The sequence below is a fragment of the Mycobacterium paraterrae genome (assembly GCF_022430545.2).
Taxonomy (GTDB): domain Bacteria; phylum Actinomycetota; class Actinomycetes; order Mycobacteriales; family Mycobacteriaceae; genus Mycobacterium; species Mycobacterium paraterrae.
The window spans coordinates 3,957,593-3,983,139 of sequence record NZ_CP092488.2 but is presented as its reverse complement, the minus strand read 5'-3'; the positions used below and the strand labels follow the sequence as shown (position 1 = coordinate 3,983,139).

Genomic DNA, 25,547 nt, shown 5'->3' with positions numbered 1-25,547 from the left:
GCTACTCGCATTTTTCCGCCCATGGACGCAGAATCAACGCGGCTCGTCTCACCTAGGCTGTGGATCATGACCGAGCAGACTCTCGAGAACACCCGCACTGTCGAGGTCTTCCTGCATGCGCTGCAGGACGCCGATCTCGACACTGCAGGCGGCGCGCTCGCCGAAGATCTGGTGTACCAGAACGTCGGCCTTCCAACGATTCACGGCCGCCGCCGCGCGATGAAGCTATTCAGTTCGCTGGGCGGCGCCAGCGCCTTCGAGGTGAAGATCCATCGGATCGCCGCCGACGGCGCCGCGGTGCTCACCGAGCGCACCGACGCGCTGATCTTCGGCCCGCTGCGCCTGCAATTCTGGGTGTGCGGCGTTTTCGAGGTCCACGACGGACAGATCACGTTATGGCGGGACTATTTCGACTTCTTCGACATGTTCAAAGCGACCCTGCGCGGCATCGCCGGCCTGGTCGTCCCGTCGCTTCGGGCGTCGTTGTGACGACGTCCGACAAAAACCGCGCACGGCCCAACTTTGTTCAGTTCCTCCGCTACTGCTGCGGCGGGCGCTTGCCCGACTCGATGCGCGACTGGGTACGCAACGACCTGGCTGGCAAAGGCGCGACGGGCCGGATGATGCGGCGGGTCGCCGTTCCGGCGGTGCTGGTGCTCGCCCCGTTCTGGCTGATCCCGACGACGCTCGACGTGCATCTGAGCATGACGCTGCCGATCCTGATTCCGTTCGTGTACTTCTCGCACGCGCTGAACAAGGTGTGGCGTCGGCACATGCTCCAGGTACACGGGCTCGACCCGAATCTTGTTGATGCGCACCGCAGTAAGCGTGAGGAACAGATGCGTCAGTCCTACATCGAGCGCTACGGTCCTCGCGAATAGTCGATCACTTTCAGCGGACCTCGCGGCGCGACTAGGCGTGGCGCGGAAGGCCGCCGAGCTCGTCGAACGCCTGCGACCAGCCGATCAAACGATCTGTGGCCCCGGCCAGTTCGTCCCGGTAGCGCTGTCGTGACGCCAGCAATGCGGCCCCACGGTCTGCACTCGCCGACGACACTAATTGCGCTGCGGCAGTAACCATTTCGTTGTACTGGCGCACGCCTGCGCTCAGTTGCGCAGTGAACGCGTTGATCGTGGGCGCCAAGTAGGAGCGTGATTGCGGCGTGCCGTTCGCGGCCCGTTCCATCGACATCACCTCGGCGGCGGTGGCCGCCATCGCAGCCGAGCTTTTCTTGGCCGCCGCACTCAGGTCGCGAATCTCGTTGTCGGGCAACAAGCTGCCGCGCTCCATGACGCCGAGCAACGAGAAGAATCCTCGCTCTGAGGCGCCCAGCGCATACATTGCCGGCCGCGCCGCCGAACTCGGAGGTGGAAGACGACGGATGCTGGTGGCCCGCTGCGGTGGTAGTGGGTCAGTCTTCAACCAGTGATAGCGGATCAGCAGCAAAGTCGCGATCATCGCCTGCCCGACGGCAACCCCGCCGGTGATCTCGAGCAGTAGCGCGAACCATCCCCACGCCGCCAGGATCGCAGTGACCACACCCCAGAACACGGTGCCGGCGGAGAAGATCAGACCCCAGCGCAAAGCGCGTCGGCGGCGCCGCAGTTGTCGCTCTCGGGGATCGGTGGCGGCGCTGATCTTTTGCAACACCAACTCGGAGACGTCACTCACGGTGTCGAGGCCGCGCAGCAGCAGCGTCCGCCATATCCCGCTGCGCCCCGACTGCACTGCCATCGCCCGATTGTCTCCTACTGGCCCAGGGGTTTCTCGGCCGGCGCGGACTGGGGTGCGGCCGCCGGGGTCCCCGGATCGGCGGTCGGGCCAGTCGTCGTTCCGCCGGTCGGTAAGGCTTCACCGCGCATCGACGCCCGGATCTGCTCGAGGCGGGAGTGGCCGGCCATTTCCACACCGGCCTGCTCGACCTCGAGCATTCGGCCCTGCACCGAATTCTGGGCGAGCTCGGCCTGGCCCAGCGCGTTGGCGTACCGGCGCTCGATCTTGTCCCGAACTTCGTCGAGGTTGGGCGTGGTGCCCGGCGCGGCGATCTCACTCATCGACCGAAGTGATTTGCTGACCTGCTCTTGCATCTTGGCTTGCTCGAGCTGGCTGAACAGCTTGGTGCGCTCGGCGATTTTCTGCTGCAGCACCATGGCGTTTTGCTCGACAGCCTTCTTGGCCTGCGCCGCGGCACCGAGCGCCTGGTCATGCAGCACCTTGAGGTCTTCCACACTTTGTTCGGCGGTCACCAGTTGCGCGGCGAACGCCTCGGCGGCGTTGTTGTACTCGGTGGCTTTGGCGGCGTCGCCGGCGGCGGATGCCTGGTCGGCAAGCGTCACCGCCTGACGGACGTTGACCTGCAGCTTTTCGATGTCGGCGAGCTGGCGGTTCAGTCGCATCTCGAGTTGACGCTGGTTGCCGATCACCTGCGCGGCCTGCTGGGTCAGCGCCTGGTGCTGGCGCTGCGCTTCCTCGATGGCCTGCTGGATCTGCACCTTGGGGTCGGCGTACTCGTCGATCTTCGAGTTGAACAGCGCCATGACGTACTTCCACGCCTTGACGAACGGATTGGCCATCTGTGAGCTCCGCCTTCGTGTGTCGATGTTGCCGTCAGGGTCAACCTATCGTCTCGACCCTGGGCTAGGCGATAGCCAGAGAAGCGACCGGCGGGATGACGACCTTGGTGCTGGCGTCGATGTTGGCCGCAGTCGGCGAGTCGGCCTTGGCCGGCTCGGACGCGAACTCCTCGACGGCCAACTGTTCGCTGGCGTCGATCAACAAGCGCGACAGAGGTACGTCCAGCGCGTCACAGATCGCGCTGAGCAGCTCGCTCGATGCTTCTTTGCGACCGCGCTCGACCTCGGAGAGATATCCCAGGCTCACCCGCGCGCTGTCGGAGACCTGACGCAGTGTTCGGCCTTGCGTGATGCGGGCTTGCCGCAATACGTCGCCGAGAACCTCGCGCAGCAATGACGGCATCACGCTCTCCTCTCACGTCGGGTCATCTTGGGTGTTCTAACGGTCAACGCGCGCGGCTCGGCCATTGGTTCCCCGACAGAGACTTAATCGAGCGGTGGCGATTCGTGCCTGCTCAGGCAGCCGCGACGAGCGCCCGCAGCCGGCTGATCGACTGCCGCACCGCAGCGAGCCGGATGTCCCAGCGTGTCCCGGACAAATGCAGCTCGACCACCTCGGTGTCGACCGGACCGGCCAGGCCCAGGAAGACCGTGCCCACCTCGTGCCCGCCGTGCGGCTCCGGGCCCGCGACACCGGTCAACCCCACGCCCCAGGTCGATTCACAGCGTTGACGTGCGCCGACGGCCAGTGCCCGCGCGGTGGGCGCCGCGACCGGTCCAACCTCGTCGAGGATCTGCGGCGCGACGCCGGCCAGCGAGATCTTGGTGTGCTCGGTGTAGGTGACCAAGCCGCCGCGCAGAACTTCACTGGCTCCCGGCACGCCGGCCAGCGTCGCCGCGAGCAGCCCGGCGGTCAACGACTCGGCCGTCGCGATGCTCTGCTTGCGCACGGTCAGATCGGCGACCAGCGCACGCGCATCGTCAGTCAGCAGCGGGTCGTCCACGGGAATCCCTTACGGCCGAGACGACGTAGTCCAGTCCGGTCAGCAAGGTCAACACGATCGCGGCGGCCATCATTACCCAGGCCACTTTCAGCCAAAGCCCAGATACCGGCAACACGAAGAGTCCGATCGCGACGGCCTGCACTAGGGTCTTGAGCTTGCCGCCGCGGCTGGCAGGGATGACGCCGTGACGCAGCATCACGAAGCGCAACACGGTGACGCCGACCTCGCGGGCCAGAATGACCCCGGTCACCCACCAGTGCAGGTCGCCGAGCATCGACAGCCCGATCAACGCCGCGCCGATCAGCGTCTTGTCCGCGATCGGGTCGGCCATCGTGCCGAACTCGGTCACCATGCCGTAGTTGCGCGCCAGCGCGCCGTCGAAGCGGTCGGTGATGACCGCCACGGCGAACACCACGAAAGCGATGATGCGGCTGGGGGTTTCGTGTCCATTTCCGGCGAACAACGCCAACAGGAAGACCGGCACCAACACCAGGCGCAACAACGTCAATACGTTGGCGAGGTTGGTGACCCGAACACGCGGGACTACCGGACCTGACTGAGGCTGCCCCGACACGGCAACAGAATATCGGTTACCGGCTGGCTCAGGCCTATAGCCCGCTCCTCCTCATCGCGCCACGCGCTCTCCATCGTCGCCGGGCGGCGCGTAACCGATACTCTCCAGTTCGTGAGCGCAGCCACCGGACCACCGGCCGACGGGCCGACGATCCGGCGCGCGCGCACATCGGACGTGCCGTCGATCAAGCATCTGGTCGACACTTACGCCGGCAAGATCCTGCTCGAGAAGAACCTGGTGACGCTGTACGAATCCGTGCAGGAGTTCTGGGTGGCCGAGCAGCATGGCGTGGTGGTCGGCTGTGGCGCTCTCCACGTGCTGTGGGCCGACTTGGGCGAGGTCCGCACGGTGGCGGTCGACCCGTCGGTGACCGGACGCGGCATCGGCCACGCCATCGTGGACCAGCTTTTGCGCGTGGCGCGCGAGCTGGATTTGCAGCGGCTCTTCGTGCTGACTTTTGAGACCGAGTTCTTCGGCCGGCACGGCTTCACCGAGATCGAAGGCACGCCGGTGACGCCGGAGGTGTTCGAGGAGATGCGCCGCTCCTACGACATCGGCGTCGCCGAATTTCTCGACCTCAGCTACGTCAAGCCGAACACTCTCGGCAACTCCCGGATGCTGCTGGTGCTGTGACGGCGTGCGTGCGGCTGGCCGCACACTCGAACGCGCTCAGTCGTCGTCGTCCGAGCCGTCGGCGCCTGAGCCGCCACGGATCAACATCAGTGTGCCGGCCAGGTCCTCAGGCTTGACCAACACCTCGCGCGCCTTGGAACCTTCACTGGGACCGACGATCTCGCGGGTTTCCATCAGATCCATCAAGCGGCCCGCCTTGGCGAACCCGACCCGCAGCTTGCGCTGCAGCATCGACGTCGACCCGAACTGCGAAGAGACCACCAACTCAACCGCTTGCAGGAACACATCCATGTCGTCGCCGATGTCGGGGTCGACGTCCTTGCGCTCGCCGCTGGGCTTTGCCGCAGTGACGCCTTCGGTGTACTCCGGCTCGGCCTGGTCTTTGCAAGCGGTGACGACGGCGTGGATCTCCTCGTCGGTGATGTAGGCACCCTGCAGGCGCAGCGGCTTGCTCGCACCCATCGGCAGGAACAGGCCGTCACCCATGCCGATCAGCTTCTCGGCACCGGCCTGGTCCAGGATCACTCGGCTGTCGGTCAGCGACGACGTGGCGAACGCCAGTCGCGACGGCACGTTGGTCTTGATCAAACCGGTCACCACGTCGACCGAGGGCCGCTGGGTGGCCAGCACCAGGTGAATGCCTGCGGCGCGAGCCTTTTGGGTGATTCGCACGATGGCGTCCTCGACGTCGCGCGGCGCGGTCATCATCAGGTCGGCCAGTTCGTCGACGATCGCCACCACGTACGGGTACGGGCGGTACTCGCGTTGGCTGCCCAGCGGCGCGGTGATTTCGCCGCTGCGCACCTTGGCGTTGAAGTCGTCGATGTGGCGCACACGGGACGCCTGCATGTCCTGGTAGCGCTGCTCCATCTCCTCGACCAGCCACGCCAGCGCAGCAGCGGCCTTCTTGGGTTGGGTGATGATCGGCGTGATCAGATGCGGAATGCCTTCATACGGCGTCAGTTCCACCATCTTGGGGTCGATCAGGATCATCCTGACCTCCTCCGGTGTGGCGCGGGCCAGCAGCGACACCAGCATCGAGTTGACGAAGCTCGACTTACCGGAACCGGTGGACCCGGCGACCAGCAGGTGCGGCATCTTCGCCAGATTGGCCGATATGAAGTCGCCCTCGATGTCCTTGCCCAGTCCGATGACCAGCGGGTGGTGGTCGCGACGGGTCGACGGCGCGGTGAGAACGTCGGCCAGCCGCACCATTTCGCGGTCGGTGTTGGGCACCTCGATGCCGACGGCGGACTTGCCGGGGATCGGCGCCAGCATCCGGACGCTCTCGGTGGCGACCGCGTAGGCGATGTTCTTCTGCAGCGCGGTGATCTTCTCCACCTTCACGCCGGGCCCGAGTTCGACTTCGTAGCGTGTGACTGTCGGTCCGCGGGTGCATCCGGTGACCGCGGCATCCACCTTGAACTGCTGCAGCACCGACGAAATCGCGTCGGCCATCTGGTCGTTCGCGGCGCTGCGCTTTTTCGGCGGGTCTCCCGCGACCAATAGGTTCAGCGACGGCAGCGTGTACGGGCCGTCGACCACCCGATCGAGCACCATAGCGTCCTGTTTCGCAGCGGCTTTGGGCTCCTTCTTGCGGCTGCGTGACACTGCGGGCTCCGGGACGGTCGGGCTGTCGTCCGGCTCAACAGGTTCGGCGCTGGACGGCCAGGCCTGCGCCGCCTCGGCATCGTCGTAGGCCGATGGTTCGTCGTAATAACCGTCCGAAAAGTCCTCCGCGACAACGTCGTCGGGTTCGTCGTAGTAGTCGCTGTCGCCGTCGCGGTAGTCGAACATCCGGGTGCCGAACATCGATCGCAGTGTGTCGGGCAGCTCGCGAATGGTGGTGCCAGTCAACAACAGCAGGCCGAACAGCGCCCCGATGAACAGCAGCGGCGCGCTGATCCATGCGGTCAGCCCCTCCGAGAGCGGTCCCCCGATCGCGAAGCCGAAGAATCCCGCGGCGTGCGCGCGCCCGACCGGAGAGTCCGGCGAACCCGCCCACAAGTGCCAGAGGCCCAGCACCGGTAGCGCCACCATCGTTGCACCGAGTACCAACCGCGGCCGCGCCTCAGGGTTCGGCTCGGTGCGCATCAGCAACAGCGCCACCGCCGCCATCACCAACGGCAACACGACCACGGCCGACCCGATGAAGATCCGCACTCCGGAGTCGACCCATGCGCCCACCGGACGAGCGGCGTCAAACCACGAACTCGCGGCGATGATGACTGCGACGCCCAAGAGCGCCAGGGCGATGCCATCGCGGCGGTGACCCGGATCGATGTCGCGAGCCCGGCCCACTGACCGAGCGGTGCTTCCGGTCCCCTTCGCCAGCATCAGCCACGTCGCGCGGATGGCGCGCCCGGCGGTCAGGCCGGCGGCGGCGAGCACACCGCTCTGTTGCCTTCTGGCCGGCCGTCGCGCGGCCGAGGAGGGTCGCCGAGTCGGCTTCTTCCGGGGTTGTGCTGACCGGGAACCGCCCCGCGGAGCCGCCTTTGACCTGCCCGTTCGACCCCCGGACCGCGCGACAGTCTTACTTGCCATACCGGCAAGCCTAATCGCAAGAACACCATCTGCACCATCCGCCACACTCGTTACGCAGCCGTTACCGTCCAACCACCGGTTCAGCGGCCGAATCGCCTGAGTAGGGTGACATGCGTCACGTAGCAACTCGCTGCTCAGAAGCCTGCAGGAGGCCCGAATGCCCGTTGTTGTTGTCGCCACCTTGACCGTCAAACCCGAATCGGTCGACGCGGCCCGCAAAATCCTCACCGAATCGGTGGAGGAGGTTCACCACGAACCGGGTTGCCAGCTGTACTCCTTGCACCAAACCGGCGAGACGTTCGTCTTCGTCGAGCAATGGGCCGACGAGGAGGCCCTCAAGACGCACAGCACCGCGCCGGCAGTCGGCAAGATGTTCGGCGCGATAGGCGAACATTTGGACGGCGCGCCGGACATCAAGATGCTTCAGCCCATTCCGGCAGGCAGCGTGGAGCAAGGAATTCTGCGCCACTGATGGTCGCGACATCCGACGGACCGCTGGCGGGCAAAGTCGCCTTCATCACGGGGGCGGCCCGCGGCCAGGGGCGGGCACACGCCGTGCGGCTGGCCGCCGACGGCGCCGACATCATCGCCGTCGATCTGTGCGATCAGATCGCCAGCGTCCCCTATCCGCTGGCGACTCCGGACGACCTAGCGGCCACCGTCAAGCTGGTCGAGGACACCGGATCCCGGATCGTGGCCGCTCGCGGCGACGTTCGGGACCGGTCGTCGTTGTCTTCCGCTTTGCAGCAAGGCCTCGACGAATTCGGCCGCCTCGACATCGTGGTGGCCAACGCCGGCATCGCGCCTATGCAGTCCGGTGACGACGGCTGGAACGACGTCATCGACGTCAACCTCACCGGCGTGTACAACACCATCAAGGTCTCGATCCCGACAATGGTCAAGCAGAACACCGGCGGATCGATTGTGTTGATCAGTTCCTCGGCCGGCCTGGCCGGAGTCGGCAGCCCCGACCCAGGCTCGGTCGGGTACGCCGCCGCAAAGCACGGCGTCGTCGGGCTGATGCGGATCTACGCGAATTTGCTTGCACGGCAGAATATCCGGGTGAATTCGATTCACCCCTCCGGTGTCGAGACGCCGATGATCAACAACGAGTTCACGCGCGAGTGGCTGGCCAAGATGGCCGCGGCGACGGAAACACCGGGCGCCATGGGCAATGCCATGCCGGTGGAGACGCTGGACCCCGAAGACATCGCCAACGCCGTGGCGTGGCTGGTGTCCGACCAAGCCCGTTACGTCACCGGCGTCACCCTTCCCGTCGATGCGGGTTTTCTGAACAAGTAAGCCCGACACGCCGCGACGTGCGTGTTCCCACTTCACCGTCGTCGGCGGGCCATACTCAACACGTGGTCAGCAACGAAGCTGTCCCGCTTGGGGGCATAACGCCGGCGGCTTGTGGGGAGCCGCCGTACCGGTACTTGTCACGGCATCAGGTGGCCGTGCTCGATGCCGTGGCCCGCCGTTTGGATCTTGGCCCGCGAGACGAGCCGGACAAATTTGGCGTGATCCTCTACGTCGACCGGCTGCTGTCGGTGTTCAACGTCGCGCCAGGCGGTCTGCATGCGGTGGGGTCGCTTCGTCAGCGAGTTTCCGAACTCCGAAATCAGTACTCCGGCGGAATCGCGCTGCTGGACCAGATGGCTGGTGGTGACTTCGCCGCAGCGCCGCCTCTGCGACAGCAGCTGATTCTGGCGCGCAGTCAAGTGGCCGCATTCGTCGGAATGTTGTTCGGCCACATCGTCGAAGCGATGGGTTCGATCGACTCCGGGGTCAGATTTCGATGACGGTCGGCACGATCATCGGCTGTCGGCGGTAAGTCTCCCCCACCCATTTGCCGACCGTGCGACGAACGGCCTGAGCGATCCGCGCCGGATCTGTGACGTGTTGGGCTACAAGCGATTCCAACTCCGCCTCGACCAGGCGGACAGCGGGCTCAAGTGCCTTGGGGTCCTCGGAAAAGCCGCGGGAGTGCAGGTGCGGCGACGCCGCCGGTCGCCCTGTCTCCCGACGAATCACCACCGTGACCGCGACGAAGCCGGAGGACAGGATGAGTCGTTCGCCCAAGGTGGTGTCGCCGACATCGCCGGTGATCAAGCCGTCGACGAACATCTTGCCGACCGGCACGGCACCGGCGATGCGGACCGCTCCGCCCACCAGGTCAACGCTGACCCCGTTCTCGGCCAACACAATCGACTCGTCGGGAACCCCGGTGCTGGCGGCGAGTTTGGCATTTGCCCGTAGCATGCGCCAGGTGCCGTGGACTGGCATGACGTTGCGGGGACGGATCCCGTTGTAGAGGAACAGCAACTCACCCGAGTAGGCATGGCCTGAGACATGCACGCGGGCTTGCTGATTGGTGACGACGCGGGCGCCGATCTTGGCCAGTTCGTCGATGACACCGTAGACCGCTTCTTCGTTGCCGGGGATCAACGAGGACGACAAGATGATCAGGTCGCCGGCGGTCAGCGTGATGCTGCGATGCTCGCCGCGCGACATCCGCGACAGCGCCGCCATCGGCTCGCCCTGTGTGCCGGTGGTGATGAGCACGACCTGCTCAGGCGCCATCAGCTCGGCGGCGCCGATGTCGACCAGATCGGAGTCGTCCACCTCCAGAAAGCCGAGGTCACGAGCGATGCCCATGTTGCGCACCATGGAACGTCCGACGAATGAGACCCGCCGACCCAGCGCCACCGACGCATCGATGATCTGTTGCACGCGATCGACATTCGAGGCGAAACACGCGACGATCACCCGTCCCTGCGCCCCGCGAATCAGCCGATGCAGCGACGGCCCGACCTCGCTCTCCGACGGCCCGACACCGGGGATCTCAGCGTTGGTCGAATCGCACAGGAACAGGTCGACCCCAGCGTCACCGAGCCTCGACATGCCCGGCAAATCAGTGGGACGGCCGTCCAACGGCAGCTGATCGAGCTTGATATCACCGGTGTGCAGGACGGTGCCCGCACCCGAACGCACCGCGATGGCCAGCGCGTCGGGGATCGAGTGGTTGACAGCGAAGTATTCGCACTCGAAAACACCGTGGGTGGTGCGCATGCCCTCGGACACTTCGACGAACACCGGCTTGACCCGGTGCTCACGGCACTTCGCGGCCACGAGCGCCAGGGTGAACTTCGATCCGACGACTGGAATGTCGGGGCGGAGCTTGAGCAGGAATGGGATGGCGCCGATGTGGTCTTCGTGCGCGTGGGTGAGCACCAAGGCCTCGACGTCGTCGAGCCGGTCTTCGATGTGTCGGAAGTCGGGCAGGATGAGGTCGACGCCGGGCTCGTCGTGGGTCGGAAACATCACCCCGCAGTCGATGATCAGCAGCCGGCCCAAATGCTCGAAAACGGTCATGTTGCGGCCGATTTCGCTGATTCCGCCGAGCGCGGTCACCCGCAGACCACCCGTGGTCAACGGACCCGGCGGCTGAAGGTCTGGTTCCACCTGCAAGCGATCCTTTGGCTACCGGAGCACCGAGGCCGCGCGCATGTCGGCAGCCAGTGCGTCGATCTGGTCGGCCGTCGCGGGCACCTGCGGTAGCCGAGGGTCGCCGACCTCGATGCCCTGCAGCCGAAGGCCGGCCTTGGAGAACGTCACCCCGCCGAGCCGGCTCATCGCATTAGACAGCGGTGCGATCGCGACGTTGATCTTGCGGGCCGTGGCATGGTCGCCGGACGCGAACGCGGTCAACAGGTCTCGCAGTTGCCCGGGCGCCACGTGGGAGATCACGCTGATGAAACCGGTCGCGCCCATGGCCAGCCAGGGCAAATTCAGCGCGTCGTCGCCGGAGTAGTAAGCCAGACCCGTGTCGGCCATCAGCTGGGTGCCGGCGTGCAGGTCGCCCTTGGCGTCTTTGACACCGACGATGTTCGGGTGCTCGGCCAGCGCCCGTAGCGTGTCGTATTCGATCGGCACCACCGAGCGGGGCGGAATGTCGTAGAGCAGCACCGGCAGCGGTGTCGCGTCGGCGACCGCGGTGAAGTGCGCGAGCAACCCCGCTTGCGGTGGCCGCGAGTAGTAAGGCGTGACGACGAGCAGACCGTGCGCGCCCTCGGCCGCGCTGGCCTTCGCCAAGTGGACGCTGTGCGCGGTGTCGTAACTGCCTGCGCCGGCAATCACCCGGGCCCGGTCGCCGACGGCCTCGAGAACGGCTCCCAACAGGGCAAGCTTCTCGGCGTCGGTCGTGGTCGGCGACTCGCCGGTGGTACCCGACACGACCAGACCGTCGCATCCGGCGTCCACCAAATGGGTCGCCAACTTGGCCGCGGCGGGCAGGTCGAGGGAGCCGTCCGGGGCGAACGGCGTCACCATGGCGGTCAGCAGCGTTCCCAAGCGCGCATAAACGTCGAATCCGCCGGTGCTCACGCAGCCAAGGTTACCTGGCGGTACCAAACGCGTTTGCCGGTGCGGCGCCCTGCGCTCAGACCCTGTCTGTTCAGGCCTCGGTCGCCAGTGGACTGGTCGCCACCTCGGTCCCGTCGGCCAGCGTCGCGATGTCGAAGTCGCCGAACACCGCCGGGGCGACATCGACCAGCAGCCGCAGACATGCGATGGCCAGCCGGCGAATCTCGATGTCGGCGTGTTCGCTGGCCCGCATCGCGATGAAATGCCGCCAGGCGCGGTAGTTGCCGGTTACGACGATTCGGGTCTCGGTGGCGTTGGGCAACACGGCTCGAGCGGCCTGGCGCGCCTGTTTACGACGCAGGACGGCGTTGGGCTGGTCGGCGAACTTCGCTTCGAGCTTGCCGAGGAGTTCGGTGTAGGTCGCGCGACTGGCGTCGGCGGCCTCGGAGAGGATCTGGCGCAGCTCGTCGTCGTTCTCCATGCCCGGCGGGACGACGATCTGCGACTGGGTCTCGGGCACGTAGCGCTGCGACAGTTGTGAATAGGAGAAATGCCGGTGGCGGATCAACTCGTGGGTGCACGACCGAGAGATCCCGGTGATGTAAAACGAGACGCTTGCGTGCTCGAGCACCGAGAAGTGCCCGACATCGATGATGTGCCGCAGATATCCCGCATTCGTCGCGGTTCTTGGGTTCGGCTTGGACCAGCTCTGGTAACAGGCCCGGCCGGCGAATTCGGTCAGCGCCTGTCCGCCGTCGGCGTCGGTGCTCCAGTTCACGTCGGGCGGCGCGACGAAGTCGGTTTTGGCGATCAGTTGCACACGCAACGGCGCGGTCTCAGCCACGGCGAACACCCTAGCCGGGCGACGATGCAGAGCGAAGCGATGAGGAGGAGGCGGGCCATCAAACCCCGCCCGACGACGATGCAGAGCGAAGCGATGAGGAGTAGCGGGCCGACGGGCTCAGCGCCAGCGCGCCCAGACATAGGGCACAAGCGCCCGCAGGAAATCCAGATCCGGCCCCGGCTGGGCGTCAGCGAACGCGTGCTCGAAATATTCTTCGGCGACCAGCAGGATGCCCTCGGCGTACTCGCTGGTGAACGTGATACTGCCGTAGTCGTCCATCAGGCGGCGGATGGTTGCGACCAATTCCGGTGATCGCTGCGAGCGGGTGCGCCGCAAGTAGTCGCCCACGAGCGCGCGATCGGCTTCCGACGCAACACTGGCCAGATGCATCAACGGCAGAGTCCGCTTACCCTCAAAGAGATCCCCAAGGATCTCCTTACCGTACGTCCGTTGATCTCCAACGAGATTCAACAAGTCGTCACGGATCTGGAAGGCGGCGCCGAAGTGAAACCCGAAGCGCACCAACGGACCCAAGTCGACCGTCCCGCGCGACCCGACGATCGCACCGACCCGCAATGGATGAATTGTGGTGTACCAGCATGTCTTGTGCATGATGAGGTTGAGGTAGTCCTCCGGGCCAAGGTCGACGACGTCGTCGAGTTGCCATCCGGCTTCGGTAGCCTGCCCTTCCAGCGTGCGCAGCGCCATCGTGTCGAACTCGGCCCACACCAGGTCGGCGAGATCTCGGTCCAGGCGCCGGGTGGCACGCCGTAGTACCTGACCGGCGACGATCGCCACTCCATCGCCCGCATTGAGTGCCGCCGCAACTCCGTATGTCGCAGCCAAAGTTGGCCTGCCGCGCCGCATCTCGCTACCGTCGGCGATGTCGTCGTGCACGAGGAACGCGTTGTGCATCAACTCGATCGCGACGGCGATGCCGAGCAGATCGTCCGGGTCGGCGCCGAACGCCCGGCCCGCGGACATGCACAGCGCCGGACGCAATGCCTTGCCCGGTCGCGACGGATATTCCCGCATCGGCGCATACAGCCATTGACTCGGCTCGCCGTCAGGTATGGCACCCAACATTGAGCGACGAATGACCTTGCCGACCTGACGCAACCGGTCCTCGACCGTCGCAAGGTCGGAATCGTCGGCGGTGCTGGTCATGAGCCTCGCGACGACACGGTCAACGTCACGGGCAGCCAGATGTCGGGATATCCGTCGGCCAGTAGGGTTCCCCGGTAAGTGCCGGCGCTGACTTCGTCGGGAACGTCAATCTCGATGGTCACACCCCGACTGGATCGCGCCACCATAGGCACCATGTCAGGCTCGAATCGCACCGTCGCCGAAGCGATCACCGCACCATCATGAGCCGTCAAGTCACTGCAATGCATTCGGATCTTCCCCAGATCTTCCGCGCCACTGTTGTGTAACCAGACTTCCGTCGATACCGCACCGGGCTCGCTTGCCACCAATGAGACAGCTCCCGCCGAGGTGCCCCGTTGCATATTGACTGATGCAACGCCATTGCGCGGTTGCGCTGCGCCGCGCAATGTTTCGATCGCCTGCGTCGCTAATCTCTGCCACAGCTGCAACACTCGGTCGGCATCGGGAAGCGGCGCGGCCGCTGTTGGCTCGGGATGGCCCGGTGTCTGCGTGACTTCTTCGCAGGGCGGTGTGCAATTAACCGGTTCGTCAACGGATTTGGTGTCAGCCGATCGAATGAAACGGTTGACGACCTCGGTCGCTGCCCTGAACCCTCGAGCCTGAATTTCGCCTAACGCCCGTATGTTCAGGGCCGGGTCGAAGACCGATGCCCACGGGAGATCGGAAGCACCAGCGTCGTTGTCACGCTCGGTCACATTTCACTCCCGTGAACTCCGGTGGATTATCAGCCATTCAGACTGCTGGTGGGTATGATATCGGCGTTAACAGCCAGGAGGTCGGACCTTGCTGAATCTGTTGCAGTCTCAGTTGTCGTTCTTCGGCGCAATCGATGAGGCGGTCCGCTTCGCCAAGCGGGGCCACGGACCCAATCCGGACGCGGTGCTGGACATCGTGGAAGTTCTTTTGCCGGGCACTACCGGTTTCGGGCAGTCAGGCTGGTACCGCGAGCTCGAACAATTCGCCAACCGACCCGGCGTACGCAGCCCCGGGCGGAGCACGCCAATCGCGTTCCCCAGCGTCCAGGCGGCGCTCGAATACCTGCAGGCGGCGGACAGTGACGAGCGGATGCGTCTCGCCAGCGCTGCGCTCGGCGAATCAAGTGCGCAGGCTCAGGGCGAGCCCGTAACCGAGCCACCTGCAGAAGGGCTCGCTACCGATTCAGCTGGCGGCGCACCCCCCGCGCCGGCCCGATTACCTGAGCGAGTGGGCGACTACACCACCTTCCACGACCCGGTGCTGGCGCGCGCTACATACGCGGCAGTGGTGTTGGCGAGAATCGCCGAACTCGGCGGCACGCCACCCATGATCCGGGACATGCCGGATCTGCCTGCACAGATAATGGCTGCGGCGCTCAATTTCTGGTCCGGGACCCCCGAAAATTTTGACCCAGGCGACCCCACATCAGACCCGACCGTGCTCAGTTTGCTGGACGAGGCGAAGCGAGTCACCTCGCGGATGGAGTGGCACAGCTTCGCCTCGAAGAAAGTCAGCAAAAAGTTTGCCGACCAGTCGCTGCCGTGCTTCGGCACACTTGAGGCCGACGGCGACCAATATTGCAGCACGCTTTACACCAACGCGACGGATGACGAGCTCAGTGTCGACGACATCAAAAAAATCGTCGACCCCAGGAACTGGAGTTTGTGTTGCAAGTTCTTCTGCAAGGTCGCCGCGCAGACACCGCCGTACGCCAAACACGGGTGGTCGCGAATTCTGGAAACGATTGGCCCCGAATGTTCTGAGTGGCGCCTGCACACGGCGTTGCTTTTCTACTTCCAAGTCGACGACAGCGGCGGTCTATTCGTCAATTACGACCTCGATCCGCACCGCCAGGATGATTCCCGAATGGTCGAGGTCGATAACGGCTACATCTGGGTTACACCGCTGAATGGCACCGATTCCTCGAAGAAGGGCGTCCGTATCCGCACTAGCAAACAGGAGCGAGTGCAGGGGCTGAGCCCGACTGCAACCTCTGCGCTCGGCTGTCTGCTCGGTTGGGGAGACGCCGCGAACGAGCTTCTCAGTGGGACGGCCCACAAGGTGCTCGCCGGCGAGATCCAGCCTGGCGCATTGGTGTCGTTCGCGACCACACCACCGAACAACTATGCGTCACATATGGATCCGGGCGCCGCGACGCCGGCCGCCATTGTCGAGTCACCCGCGACGCTGCCACCGAACTTCGCCAATACCGTCAAGGACGCCCGCACATTGCTTAACGATCTCGTCAATCGGACGCGCGACGTCACAGCCGATGCCGCCACCCGGTGGCTCGACGGCATGAGTCGTGACGATGTCGAGAAAATCACGTCCAGCATCGGGACAAATCTGCGCCAGTACGCGCTCGAGGTGTACGAAACCGCCGAGAGCATGGTGAAACCCGAAGTGACGAAAGGCGAATAACGATGGCGCCGACCGACGATCCGAAGGCGATCGCAACCCGCTACGCGACGGTAGCCCGCAAGGTGATCAACGGGGCGGCGCAGGTTGCAATAGATGCCTTCGACAAAATCAATGGCGATCCAGGCAGTTTTACGGGTAAGGACGCGATCGAATCAGCGACCCAACTCGCCGGCATTGCCATCACCGGCGCGGCTGAACTTGCGCGGATACCGTTGCAGATACAACCGGACAACGGTCCGCTGCTGGTGGCTGACGAGGTCGCCTCGATAGTCCAGACCGCCGTAAGCGACGCAGCGGCGGTCACCGGTGACGCAGCGGAAAAGGTGAATGCCGGTACCTTCAAAGACAACTGGGTCGACTCGGCCATCACCTTGACCGGGATGGCAGTGCTTCGCACGGCTGAGATCGCCGAGGCGATCGGCGCCGGACCGGGTGTGTTGGCCAATCCGCTGATGAAATTCGGCCCGTACACCGTAAACGCAGCTGTTGCAGACGATCTCGTGCTTCAAATGGGACCTCTGTCGCGCCCCACGGTCGACGAGGACATCTCCGGCATCGTCCGATTCATCCCCGCCGGGGGTGCTTTGAAGCCGGGCAGAGCCAAAAAATTCTGGTTGGTCATCAACACCGCGGGCATCCCCAGTGGCGTCTTCCGCGGCACGGTCGAGGTCATGAAAAACGGCGCTGCCCAGCAGAACCTGGCTGTAAAGGTCATCGTCAACTTGTGACCGAACCGCCCCAGCCACCCGGCGTCGACGAACTTCTCGATCGTGCGCTTCGCGCGCTCGGCGAAGGAAACCGCGTGATCGCCAACCAACTTGCCGAACAGGTGCTAGCCGTCGACCGGCACAATCTGGACGCCGAAGACCTGCTGGCGGCGCCAGCCGATTCGGGTGAAATCCGGCGCATCACAATTCTTTTCGCCGACTTGGTTGACTCTACCGAGTTGTCGACCCGAGTTGAGCCGGAGACGTATCGCACGGTCGTTGGACGCTACCGCGACGAGGTGCAGCGCGTTGTCGAGCGATATGGCGGGCATATCGGCACGACCAAGGGTGATGGCTTACTCGTCTTCTTCGGTCACCCTGAAGCGCACGAGGATGACGTGCGACGGGCGGTGCAGGCCGGCCTGGACATCACCCACGAAGTCACCGCGTTGAGCGCTCGGGTCAAGCGCCGTTTCGGTTTCGAGATCGACGTCCGAGTTGGCGTGCACCGCGGAATCGCGTACCTCGATACCAAACAGGACGACGTCTACGGCTTCGCCGCGAATCTCGCCGCCCGGGTCTGCAGCCTTGCCGACCCAGGGACGGTCGCCGTCTCGCAAGCCGTCGAGGGTCTGATCCGCGGCCGCTTTGAACTCAGAGCGCAGCTGCCCAAGGCGGTCAAGGGCGTCGATCAGCCTATTCGCTACTTCCTGGTGGTGGCCGAACGTGACCTGACCCCAATCGGGTCCGGTCCGTTGGTCGGCCGCGACGACGAGCTCGAATACTTGCGTCGTGCGTGGGAACAGGCCACCCTCGGTCAATTAACAACTCCCGGAGCGGTATTCGTCGGCGAAGCCGGGATCGGCAAGAGCCGGCTCGCGTGGTCGGCGGTCGAGATGGCCGAGCGGTCGCACGGCGTTGTCCTTCAACTGGTCGGGTCCCCTTTTCACACCGACGTCGGCCTCCGCCCGATTCGTCGGCTGCTGGAGCGGCGGTGCGGCATTACCCGCACTTCGCAACCGGAGGAACGGCTACGCCATTTGCGCAGCGAACTCGAACAACGGTCGCTCGATGCCGACGTCGCGGTTCCTCTCCTGGCTCCCGTGCTCGGCATCGGTGCGGAGGCGGGCTACACGGCCGTCGCCGCCGAGGGGCTGAAACTTTACGAACAAATCACCGGAGCGGTGTTCGACTACCTCATCGCCTGCAGCCGAGATGCACCGACGTTGATCCTCGTCGAGGACATGCATTGGTTTGACGAAGACACTTTCGACGTCGTGGAGTCATTGCTCGGCGGCGAGCTCAGCGGACACGTCCTCGTCGTCATGACCAACCGGCACAACACGCCGCTGCCGAAGACCGCGCGAGCGCAGGTGTTCGAACTCAAGCCGCTCAGCGACGAGGAGGCCGACCAGCTCATCGTCGCGCTGCACCCGCGCGTGCGCGCGGACGAACAGAAGGCGATACGCCAGCGCTGCGTGGGGCTTCCGCTGTACATCGAAGAGGTGGTCGCCAAACTCAAAGCGCAGCCATCGGACGAAGCAAGTTCACTGGGCGTCCCGGACACCCTGTACGAGGCGCTATTTGCCCGGCTTCGATCCAGCCCGGGCGCGTTACGCGTGGTCGAGGCGGCGGCCGTGATCGGCAGCCGTATCGAGTGTGGGCTGCTGCGGTCGATCCTCGACGTTGCCGACATCGACGTCGATGCCGTCGTCACCGAGCTGGTCGAGGGCCGCGTGCTGGAGTCAATCGACCACGGACGGTACCGATTTCGGCACGACCTGCTGCGCGAGGTCGCCGAGGAACTGTCCCCGCCAACTCAGCGCCGCCGCCTGCACAGCCGTATCGCCGATAGCCTGGTGGCCACTCAGGGCACACCGGACTGGCCGATGATCGCACGACACTACGAACGGGCCGAGCGCTACACGGAGGCAGCGTCCGCGTATGGTGCGGCCGCGGCCAATGCCCGGCAGCGCGGCGCGCTGCGCGAAGCGCTCGCGCACCTGACGTATGCGATAGCCCAGGCCGAACGCTGCGCCGACGGGCCGGAGCGCGATCGCGTCGAGGTCTCGCTGCGACTTGCTCGGGCTTTTCTGGCGCAGGCCGCCGAAGGCGTGGCGAGCAAGAAAGTGGCCGCCGACTTCGAGCGCTGTCTGGCGTTGTGCGGCAGCAACTTAGCGGACGACGACCTGTTCTCGACTGTGATGTCGCTCTATCCGTATTACACGATGCGCGCGGATCTCGATCGCGCCGAACGGTTGGTCATGTCGGTGCGCGCACAGCTCACCGGGCAGCGAGCATCTTTCATGCCCATCAATGAATTCGGTCTGGGCCAATTAGCCTGGTATCGCGGTGAATTTGGCTACGCAAAGACGAAGTTGAACTTGGCGGCGACGACGCTGACCGAGGCATGCAGCCGCGATCTGGAGACAATGCTGTTCATGCCGAACGATGCCACCGCTGGGCTGTATGCACACCTGGCCATGGCCCGGTTCATCGACGGAGACTTGGCCGGTGTGGCTGTCGAACTGGAGCGAGCCGAGCGACGTTGCGCGGAAATACCTTTTCCCAAAGGCGCTTTCAGCTTGGCTTACGCGCGACAGTTGGAGGTATTGGTCCGCGCAGAGGCCGGCCAACTGCAACGTGCAGCGGAAGTCGCCGCCGATTTGCGCACCCTGGGCGAGCAACACGGCTTCGACTCTTGGGCGCTGGTCGGGGTCGCACAGCTAGGAACCGTGGCCGCACTGTCCGCGCTGGCGGACAACGCCGATGCAGCGGCGCTGCGACCGCATGTCGAGGCGTTGACCGCGTTCGTCGGCGCCTGTCGAGCGATGTCCGCGATCTCACTCGTCACTTTCTACGATGCTGTTTTGGCTCGACTACTCGTCGCGAGCGGCGACCTCACCGACGCGAGGCAGCGCCTGGACACCGGTCTGGAACTGGCTGAGCAGACCAGGATGCATTTCTACGACGCGGAACTCATGCGGCTGCGTGCGCAGACCGCCGATGACGAGGACCAACGTCGCGACGACCTGGAATCGGCCCGGGACCTGGCCCGCCGCCAGGACGCCCCGATCTTCGAATTGCGCTGCGCAGCAGATCTTTTTCAGCTTGACGAGGCGCGCTTCCGGGACGCGGTCACCGCAGCGTTGAGCCGGTTTCCCGACAACAGCTCCTGGCCGGAGGTCGCGGCCGCTCAGGCCATGATCGGGTGAGCCGTCCGGGCGGCAAGGTCGCGATCGTCGGAGGCGGCATGGCCGCGTTGAGTGCCGCCTGGCGCCTCAGCGAGCCCGGCACCCGGCAGCGCTTCGAATCCATCACGGTATATCAGCGGGGTTGGCGACTAGGTGGCAAAGCGGCATCCAGTCGCGGAGTTTATGGACGTATCGAGGAACACGGACTGCATATCTGGCTCGGTTCGTACGAGAACGCGTTCGCCCTACTGCGCGAGTGTTATACCGAACTCGACCGGGCGACAACAGATCCCATGGCTCCCGTCAAGACGTGGGAGGAGGCGATCGCGCCGGCCGACAACCCTGGACTAGCCGATGATTGGAACGGTCGATGGTCGACGTGGCACGGCACGCACCCGCGCGATCACAGCCTGCCCGGCGAACCAGGGAGCACCGGCCGGGAGCTGACGGTGGCGGGCTTCGTCGAACGGGCATTGCGGCTCGTCGTCGCCTTCGCAGATTCTCTACGCGACGCGACACCCGGTCGCTTGACGCTCAGCACGTCTCCCGATCCCCCGGTATCGCCGTCAGACATTCCAGTCGGCACCGCGCTGCGAACGACGCTGGCGGCATTACTGGCCGCGGCGGATCCGCACGCCGACATCACCGCGCCGGGCGACCTTGTCGAGCACACACTCAGCGCCGTCCGCGACGCCATCGACGCAGATGAGCGTTCGGACCGCAGACGCAGCTGGATACTCATTTCCCTTGTGGTGGCTGCGGTTCGCGGCATCATCGCGGACAAGCTGGTCACTGATGCCCGTGGATTCGCGGCGATCAACGACGAAGACTTCTGCGACTGGATCGTTCGCCACGGCGCGCATCCCGAAGTCCTCGATTCCGCGATGGTGCGCGGCATCTACGATCTGGTTTTCGGGTATCAGGACGGCGATCCGCACCAGCCCGCGGTCGCTGCGGGTGTGATGACGTTTCTGCTTGGTCACGTGCTTTTCGGCTATCGGGGTGCCATCTTCTGGAAGATGACCGCCGGCATGGGCGATATCGTGATAGCGCCGCTGTATCAGGCGTTACGGCGACGCGGCGTGACATTCGAGTTTTTCCATCGTCTCGACGGCCTGCACCTCGATGCGGGCTGCCGCAAGGTCGGCTCCATAACCATGGCCCGCCAGGCCCAGCTCGCGGATGACCGCACCACCTACGAACCGCTGGAGAGAGTTCGCGGCCTGCCTGTCTTCCCGAGAAGCCCACTCGGCGACCAGCTGCGGCCGCGTTCCGACCTCGACGCGACCGAGTCACATTTCGGGAACCGCAATGACGTCGAGATGCGGACCCTAAGGGAGGGTGTCGACTTCGATCACGTCGTACTTGCCGTGTCGATCGGGATGATTCCGATCGTCGCGAACGAACTCGTCAACCATCGTCCGGAGTGGCGCGACATGACGACCCACGTCCGCACGGTGGCGACCCAAGCGTTCCAAATCTGGCTCCGACCGGATGAAAAGACGCTCGGTTGTGACAGGCCCGGCGCGACGGTGAGTGCCTATCTGCCGCCGTTTGACACGTGGGCCTCGATGCCCCAAACGCTGTGGTCAGAGGACTGGCCGTCATCCGAGCGGCCTCGTACCGTCGCATATTTCTGCGGCAGTCTCGACGCGCCCTGGCCGAGCGCAGAAGACCAGTCTTCGTATGTGCCTCGGCATACCGAGCGTGTGCGCAACGCGGCCGTCGAGTTCTTGAATCGCCATGTCGGCCTGTACTTTCCGAACGCGGTAACCGAGCAGGGCTTCGAATGGCAGCTGCTCAGCGGTGTGAACGGTCAACGAGGAACCGAGGCGTTGGCCACCCAGCACCTCAGCGTGAACATCGACCCTTCCGACCGCTACGTGCAGTCGTTGCCCGGCAGCGATCAATACCGATTGAGGCCGGACGAAAGTGGTTACGATAACCTGGTTTTGGCCGGCGACTGGACGGATTGCGGCATGAACGCAGGCTGCATCGAGGCGGCGGTGATGTCCGGACTGCAAGCCGCCAACGCGCTGCTGGGCCGGCACCGTTTCCACCGTATCCGCGGGTTCTATATGCCCTGAACCGCGCGCAAAGCCTGCACCAAGTCACCGCGATCCCCGACTGTCACATCAGCCAAGCCCAACCACTTCGCCATCGTCTGCAATTCCCCGATCAGCGCCTCGGCGACCCGCGCCGCAGGACGACCGTCCTCGACGAATGCACCCACCACATGCAGAGCGTCGGCCGAACGATCGGCTTTCAGGTCGACCCGTCCCACCAACTCACCGTCGAGCAGAAATGGCCAGACGTAGTAGCCGAACTGGCGTTTGTGCGCCGGGGTGTAGATCTCGATGCGGTAGTGAAAACCGAACAGCCGCTCCACCCGCGGACGGAAGAAAATCAGCGGGTCGAACGGACACAGCAGCGCAGTGCCCCGGTTGCGGCGCGGAATCGACTGTCCCGCACGCAGATACGCTGGCGCCGCCCAGCACTCGACCTCGGCCGGCTCCAATTCACCCGCGGCGACCAGCTGGGCGATCGCCGCCTTCGACTGTGCCGGGGACAGCCGAAAATAGTCCCGGATGTCGGGCTCGGTGGCTATGCCCAGTGCGGACGCAGCCCGCAGCACCAGCTCTCGAACCGCGTCGGCTTCGGTGACCTGGCGTGCCATCACCTCGGCCGGCAGCACGCGTTCGGCCAAGTCGTAGTGGCGAGCGAATCCGACCCGGGTCGCCGTAGTCAGCGTGCCGGCGGCGAACAGTGCTTCGGCCACCCACTTGGTGTCCGAGCGGCTCCCCCACCAATCTCCGCGCGGGCCGCGCGGCCCGGCGGCCAGGTGCTGCTCGATCTGCCCCGCGGTGCTTGGCCCCAGTTCCCCGACCGCGGCAACTATTTTGTCGGCTAGCTCAGGGTTGGCCTTGACGATGTGTGTACCCCAGCGCCCGTGCCGGTATTGGCCCATTCGCCAGCGCATCAGCGGCCAGTCGTCGACCGCCATCAAGGCAGCCTCGTGCGCCCAGTACTCGACCAGCAGCCGCGGCGAGCGCGCGCTGTGCGCCCACGCCGCGCGGTCGAGCACGTCGCGGTCGTAGGGTCCGAGCCGGCTGAAGACTGGTGCGTAGTGGGCCCGCACCGCGACCGACACCGAATCGAGTTGCAGGACCTGGATCCGCGAAATCAACCGGCGCAGATGTGCTCTTGTTACGGCTGCCTGCGGCTTGACCTCGTGAAACCCTTGCGCCGCAACAGCTATCCGCCGCGCGTTCGCAGCGGATAATTTAACGGGCCGAGTCGCCACTGCCCACGGTGCTTGCCTCCGAATGGTTCTTGACCTCTTCGTACGCGGACTCGAGCGCCGCCGGGACGGCCTCCAGATCGCGGTAGACGCCCATCAGCTGCTCCAACACCTTGAGTCGCTGCCGGCTGGCCTCGTCGACGGCCCGCTTGACCTCGTCGCGATAGTCGTCTGCCTCTCGTTTGGCGTCGGCAAGCAGTTGCTCGCGCTGCCGCTCGGCGTCGGCGCGCATCGTCGCGACTTCGGCCTCGAGTGCAGCCTTGGTCTCGGCATACTCCGCCTCTAGGGCCTTCTTCTGCGCGGCCAGCTCGATCAGTTCGTCTCGATGTTTCGCCTGCACGGCATCCGCCTCGGCTTCGGCGGCTGCGACCAGCGCGTCGGCCTCGGATTGCGCCTCGGCCTGCATCTCCGCGATCTCGTCGACGGCCTGGCGGAGCATTTTCGCCATCCGCTGTTGCAGGGCGTGCGGCGACGACGAGGTGTCGGTGAGCACCGCTATTTCTTTGCGGAGCGCGGCGGCTTCGTCGCCGGCGTCCCTCAGTCGAGCTCGCAGGCTCTCGACGTCGTTGAGCAGGAACTGCTGTTTGGTGGTCAATACCTCGATGCGAGCATCGACGGCGGCCGGGTTGTAACCCCAGAGAATGCGAGAGAACGTCTGCGCGGTTTCGGTTGTCAAGGCCTCTACCCCCTTGTGGAAAACGCCAGGTCGACGATGTGTACCGGTCCCCGCCGAGTATGTCAGGCTGACCTATCGTCGCAGCTCAGGGGCGTTTGTAGTGGTGAAATCGGTACCGCACGCCCGCACGGCTTACCTGCCATTCACCCGGCGTCCCGACCCAAGCCTCGTCGAGCACCGGGGCGATGGCATCACCGTCGTCGCGAGGTAGGTCGATGTCGATTTCGGTGACCTCACAGTGGGTGGCTAGCGGCAGCGCCAGGGCGTAGATCTGTTCGCCGCCGATTACCCAGGTGTCGGGGTCGGTCAATGCGTCATCGAGGTGTTGCACCACCGTTGCGCCCTCGGCGACGAAATCGCTCTGGCGGGTCAGCACGACGTTCTTGCGTCCCGGCAGGGGCCGAAACCGCGAAGGCAGCGAATCCCAGGTCCGCCGGCCCATCACCACCGTGCGGCCGAGTGTGACTTCCTTGAACCGGATCAAATCTTCCGGGACTTGCCAGGGAATGTCACCGGCGCGCCCGATCACCCCCGACGTCGACTGCGCCCAGATCAGGCCGAGTCCGCCAGCGCGACCCGTCATACAGCGACCGGCGCTTTGATCGCCGGGTGTGGGTAATAGTCCTGGACGACGATGTCGTCGTAGGTGTAGTCGAAGATCGAGTCACGTTGTGCCAGAACAAGTTTCGGGTAGGGACGCGGATCGCGGCTCAACTGCTCGGTGACCTGCGCGACGTGGTTGTCGTAGATGTGACAATCGCCGCCCGTCCACACGAAGTCGCCTACCCCGAGGCCGGCCTGGGCGGCCATCATGTGGGTCAACAGCGCGTAGCTGGCGATGTTGAACGGCACGCCGAGAAACAGGTCGGCGCTGCGCTGGTAGAGCTGGCAGCTGAGCCGGCCGTCGGCCACGTAGAACTGGAACAGCGCGTGGCACGGCGCAAGCGCCATCTGCGGGATCTCGCCGACGTTCCAGGCCGACACGATGATGCGGCGGGAGTCCGGATCGGTCCGCAGCAAATTCAGCGCCGCGCTGATCTGGTCGACGTGATCGCCGGACGGCGTCGGCCACGACCGCCATTGCACTCCGTAGACGGGGCCGAGATCGCCTGTATCGCTCGCCCATTCATCCCAGATCGAGACACCGTGTTCCTGTAACCAACCGACGTTGGAGTCCCCCCGCAAAAACCACAGCAGCTCGTAGACCACCGACTTCAAATGCACCTTTTTGGTGGTGATCAGTGGGAAGCCCGCGGACAGGTCGAAGCGCATCTGGTGACCGAACAGGCTGCGAGTGCCGGTGCCGGTGCGGTCAGACTTCGGCGCGCCTCGATCGAGTACCAGCCGCAGGAGGTCTTCGTACGGCGTGGGAATCGGCACGCGGTTTAGCTTAGCGGCGATCGCAAGCGCATCGAAGATGCGCGCCGCGGGTCGACGCCATCTGCCCAGCGGCGATCGCAAGCGCATCGAAGATGCGCGCCGCGGGTCGACGCCATCTGCCCAGCGGCGATCGCAAGCGCATCGAAGATGCGCGCCGCGGGTCGACGCCATCTATCCAGCGTCGAACT

25 protein-coding genes are annotated in these 25,547 nt (G+C 65.0%); 10 read left to right on the top strand and 15 right to left on the bottom strand.

All coding sequences use genetic code 11. The annotated features are described in order from the left end of the window. Positions 1 to 66 precede the first annotated feature (66 nt). Positions 67 to 489 (top strand): limonene-1,2-epoxide hydrolase, encoded by a 423-nt coding sequence (locus tag MKK62_RS19285; protein ID WP_240258329.1) that lies wholly within the window; start codon positions 67 to 69, stop codon positions 487 to 489. After that, positions 486 to 881 carry a DUF5313 domain-containing protein gene (locus MKK62_RS19280; RefSeq protein ID WP_240258330.1) on the top strand — a complete coding sequence of 132 codons (396 nt, stop codon included), beginning with the start codon at positions 486 to 488 and terminating at the stop codon, positions 879 to 881. Before MKK62_RS19285 ends, MKK62_RS19280 begins: the two co-directional genes overlap by 4 nt. Before the next feature lie 31 nt (positions 882 to 912). Here MKK62_RS19280 and pspM read toward each other — a convergent pair whose 3' ends face one another. From pspM to pgsA, 5 genes are all read right to left on the bottom strand, one after another. Further along, on the bottom strand, positions 913 to 1,734 hold the full coding sequence (gene pspM, locus MKK62_RS19275) for a phage shock envelope stress response protein PspM (RefSeq protein WP_240258331.1): 822 nt from the start codon (positions 1,732 to 1,734) through the stop codon (positions 913 to 915). Positions 1,735 to 1,748: 14 nt separating this feature from the next. Further along, positions 1,749 to 2,573 (bottom strand): phage shock protein PspA, encoded by an 825-nt coding sequence (gene pspA, locus MKK62_RS19270; RefSeq protein ID WP_240258332.1) that lies wholly within the window; start codon positions 2,571 to 2,573, stop codon positions 1,749 to 1,751. A gap of 64 nt (positions 2,574 to 2,637) precedes the next feature. Beyond that, complete coding sequence (gene clgR, locus MKK62_RS19265) at positions 2,638 to 2,976, bottom strand: transcriptional regulator ClgR (protein WP_240258333.1); 339 nt, start codon at positions 2,974 to 2,976, stop codon at positions 2,638 to 2,640. A gap of 112 nt (positions 2,977 to 3,088) precedes the next feature. Beyond that, complete coding sequence (locus MKK62_RS19260) at positions 3,089 to 3,577, bottom strand: CinA family protein (protein ID WP_240258334.1); 489 nt, start codon at positions 3,575 to 3,577, stop codon at positions 3,089 to 3,091. Next, the gene (gene pgsA / locus MKK62_RS19255; protein WP_240258335.1) at positions 3,555 to 4,151 is read right to left on the bottom strand and encodes a CDP-diacylglycerol--glycerol-3-phosphate 3-phosphatidyltransferase; all 597 of its coding nucleotides are present in this window, start codon (positions 4,149 to 4,151) and stop codon (positions 3,555 to 3,557) included. The genes MKK62_RS19260 and pgsA overlap by 23 nt, the downstream gene beginning before the upstream one ends. A gap of 111 nt (positions 4,152 to 4,262) precedes the next feature. On the opposite strand from pgsA, the gene MKK62_RS19250 reads away from it, so the two are divergent. Beyond that, positions 4,263 to 4,784: an amino-acid N-acetyltransferase gene (locus MKK62_RS19250; RefSeq protein ID WP_240258336.1), complete on the top strand. Its 522-nt coding sequence runs from the start codon at positions 4,263 to 4,265 to the stop codon at positions 4,782 to 4,784. A 36-nt stretch (positions 4,785 to 4,820) separates the two neighbouring features. Here the strand turns inward: MKK62_RS19250 and MKK62_RS19245 are convergent, their stop codons facing one another. After that, positions 4,821 to 7,328 (bottom strand): FtsK/SpoIIIE family DNA translocase, encoded by a 2,508-nt coding sequence (locus MKK62_RS19245; protein WP_240258337.1) that lies wholly within the window; start codon positions 7,326 to 7,328, stop codon positions 4,821 to 4,823. 157 nt (positions 7,329 to 7,485) lie between these two features. Between MKK62_RS19245 and MKK62_RS19240 the strand changes: the two genes are divergently transcribed. The 3 genes from MKK62_RS19240 to MKK62_RS19230 all read left to right on the top strand — a co-directional run bounded on the left by MKK62_RS19240 (position 7,486) and on the right by MKK62_RS19230 (position 9,130). Then, positions 7,486 to 7,800, top strand: a complete 315-nt coding sequence (locus tag MKK62_RS19240; RefSeq protein ID WP_240258338.1) for a putative quinol monooxygenase — start codon at positions 7,486 to 7,488, stop codon at positions 7,798 to 7,800. Beyond that, entirely contained in the window at positions 7,800 to 8,630 is an 831-nt protein-coding gene (locus MKK62_RS19235) for a mycofactocin-coupled SDR family oxidoreductase (protein ID WP_240258339.1), read from the top strand. The genes MKK62_RS19240 and MKK62_RS19235 overlap by 1 nt, the downstream gene beginning before the upstream one ends. A 62-nt stretch (positions 8,631 to 8,692) precedes the next feature. Beyond that, entirely contained in the window at positions 8,693 to 9,130 is a 438-nt protein-coding gene (locus MKK62_RS19230) for a hypothetical protein (RefSeq protein WP_240258340.1), read from the top strand. Here the strand turns inward: MKK62_RS19230 and MKK62_RS19225 are convergent. The 5 genes from MKK62_RS19225 to MKK62_RS19205 form a co-directional block, all read right to left on the bottom strand. Beyond that, entirely contained in the window at positions 9,117 to 10,793 is a 1,677-nt protein-coding gene (locus MKK62_RS19225) for a ribonuclease J (RefSeq protein WP_240258341.1), read from the bottom strand. The genes MKK62_RS19230 and MKK62_RS19225 overlap by 14 nt on opposite strands. 18 nt (positions 10,794 to 10,811) lie before the next feature. Next, complete coding sequence (dapA, locus tag MKK62_RS19220) at positions 10,812 to 11,714, bottom strand: 4-hydroxy-tetrahydrodipicolinate synthase (RefSeq protein WP_240258342.1); 903 nt, start codon at positions 11,712 to 11,714, stop codon at positions 10,812 to 10,814. 70 nt (positions 11,715 to 11,784) lie between these two features. Continuing rightward, positions 11,785 to 12,537, bottom strand: coding sequence for an FAD-dependent thymidylate synthase (gene thyX, locus MKK62_RS19215; protein ID WP_240258343.1), 753 nt, complete (start codon positions 12,535 to 12,537; stop codon positions 11,785 to 11,787). Between the two features lie 117 nt (positions 12,538 to 12,654). Then, positions 12,655 to 13,704 carry a polyprenyl synthetase family protein gene (locus MKK62_RS19210; RefSeq protein ID WP_240258344.1) on the bottom strand — a complete coding sequence of 350 codons (1,050 nt, stop codon included), beginning with the start codon at positions 13,702 to 13,704 and terminating at the stop codon, positions 12,655 to 12,657. After that, positions 13,701 to 13,826 carry a hypothetical protein gene (locus MKK62_RS19205; protein ID WP_260060442.1) on the bottom strand — a complete coding sequence of 42 codons (126 nt, stop codon included), beginning with the start codon at positions 13,824 to 13,826 and terminating at the stop codon, positions 13,701 to 13,703. The genes MKK62_RS19210 and MKK62_RS19205 overlap by 4 nt, the downstream gene beginning before the upstream one ends. A gap of 757 nt (positions 13,827 to 14,583) precedes the next feature. Between MKK62_RS19205 and MKK62_RS19200 the strand changes: the two genes are divergently transcribed. Genes MKK62_RS19200 through MKK62_RS19185 form a run of 4 tightly spaced genes read left to right on the top strand, consistent with a single transcriptional unit; the run spans position 14,584 to position 22,089 of the window. Then, positions 14,584 to 16,101 (top strand): hypothetical protein, encoded by a 1,518-nt coding sequence (locus MKK62_RS19200; RefSeq protein WP_260060441.1) that lies wholly within the window; start codon positions 14,584 to 14,586, stop codon positions 16,099 to 16,101. A gap of 2 nt (positions 16,102 to 16,103) precedes the next feature. Further along, positions 16,104 to 16,829: a hypothetical protein gene (locus MKK62_RS19195; protein ID WP_240258346.1), complete on the top strand. Its 726-nt coding sequence runs from the start codon at positions 16,104 to 16,106 to the stop codon at positions 16,827 to 16,829. After that, a complete protein-coding gene (locus tag MKK62_RS19190) occupies positions 16,826 to 20,023 on the top strand; it encodes an ATP-binding protein (protein WP_240258347.1) in 3,198 nt (1,065 codons plus the stop codon). The genes MKK62_RS19195 and MKK62_RS19190 overlap by 4 nt, the downstream gene beginning before the upstream one ends. After that, entirely contained in the window at positions 20,020 to 22,089 is a 2,070-nt protein-coding gene (locus tag MKK62_RS19185; protein WP_350355730.1) for an FAD-dependent oxidoreductase, read from the top strand. Before MKK62_RS19190 ends, MKK62_RS19185 begins: the two co-directional genes overlap by 4 nt. Here the strand turns inward: MKK62_RS19185 and MKK62_RS19180 are convergent. The 4 genes from MKK62_RS19180 to MKK62_RS19165 all read right to left on the bottom strand — a co-directional run bounded on the left by MKK62_RS19180 (position 22,077) and on the right by MKK62_RS19165 (position 25,359). Beyond that, positions 22,077 to 23,306: a winged helix-turn-helix domain-containing protein gene (locus MKK62_RS19180; RefSeq protein WP_240258348.1), complete on the bottom strand. Its 1,230-nt coding sequence runs from the start codon at positions 23,304 to 23,306 to the stop codon at positions 22,077 to 22,079. The two genes, MKK62_RS19185 and MKK62_RS19180, sit on opposite strands and share 13 nt — an antisense overlap. Next, positions 23,287 to 23,979, bottom strand: a complete 693-nt coding sequence (locus MKK62_RS19175; RefSeq protein WP_240258349.1) for a cell division protein DivIVA — start codon at positions 23,977 to 23,979, stop codon at positions 23,287 to 23,289. The genes MKK62_RS19180 and MKK62_RS19175 overlap by 20 nt, the downstream gene beginning before the upstream one ends. 85 nt (positions 23,980 to 24,064) lie before the next feature. Next, positions 24,065 to 24,562 carry a dihydrofolate reductase gene (locus MKK62_RS19170; RefSeq protein ID WP_240258350.1) on the bottom strand — a complete coding sequence of 166 codons (498 nt, stop codon included), beginning with the start codon at positions 24,560 to 24,562 and terminating at the stop codon, positions 24,065 to 24,067. Further along, the gene (locus tag MKK62_RS19165) at positions 24,559 to 25,359 is read right to left on the bottom strand and encodes a thymidylate synthase (protein ID WP_240258351.1); all 801 of its coding nucleotides are present in this window, start codon (positions 25,357 to 25,359) and stop codon (positions 24,559 to 24,561) included. The genes MKK62_RS19170 and MKK62_RS19165 overlap by 4 nt, the downstream gene beginning before the upstream one ends. Positions 25,360 to 25,547: the final 188 nt, after the last annotated feature.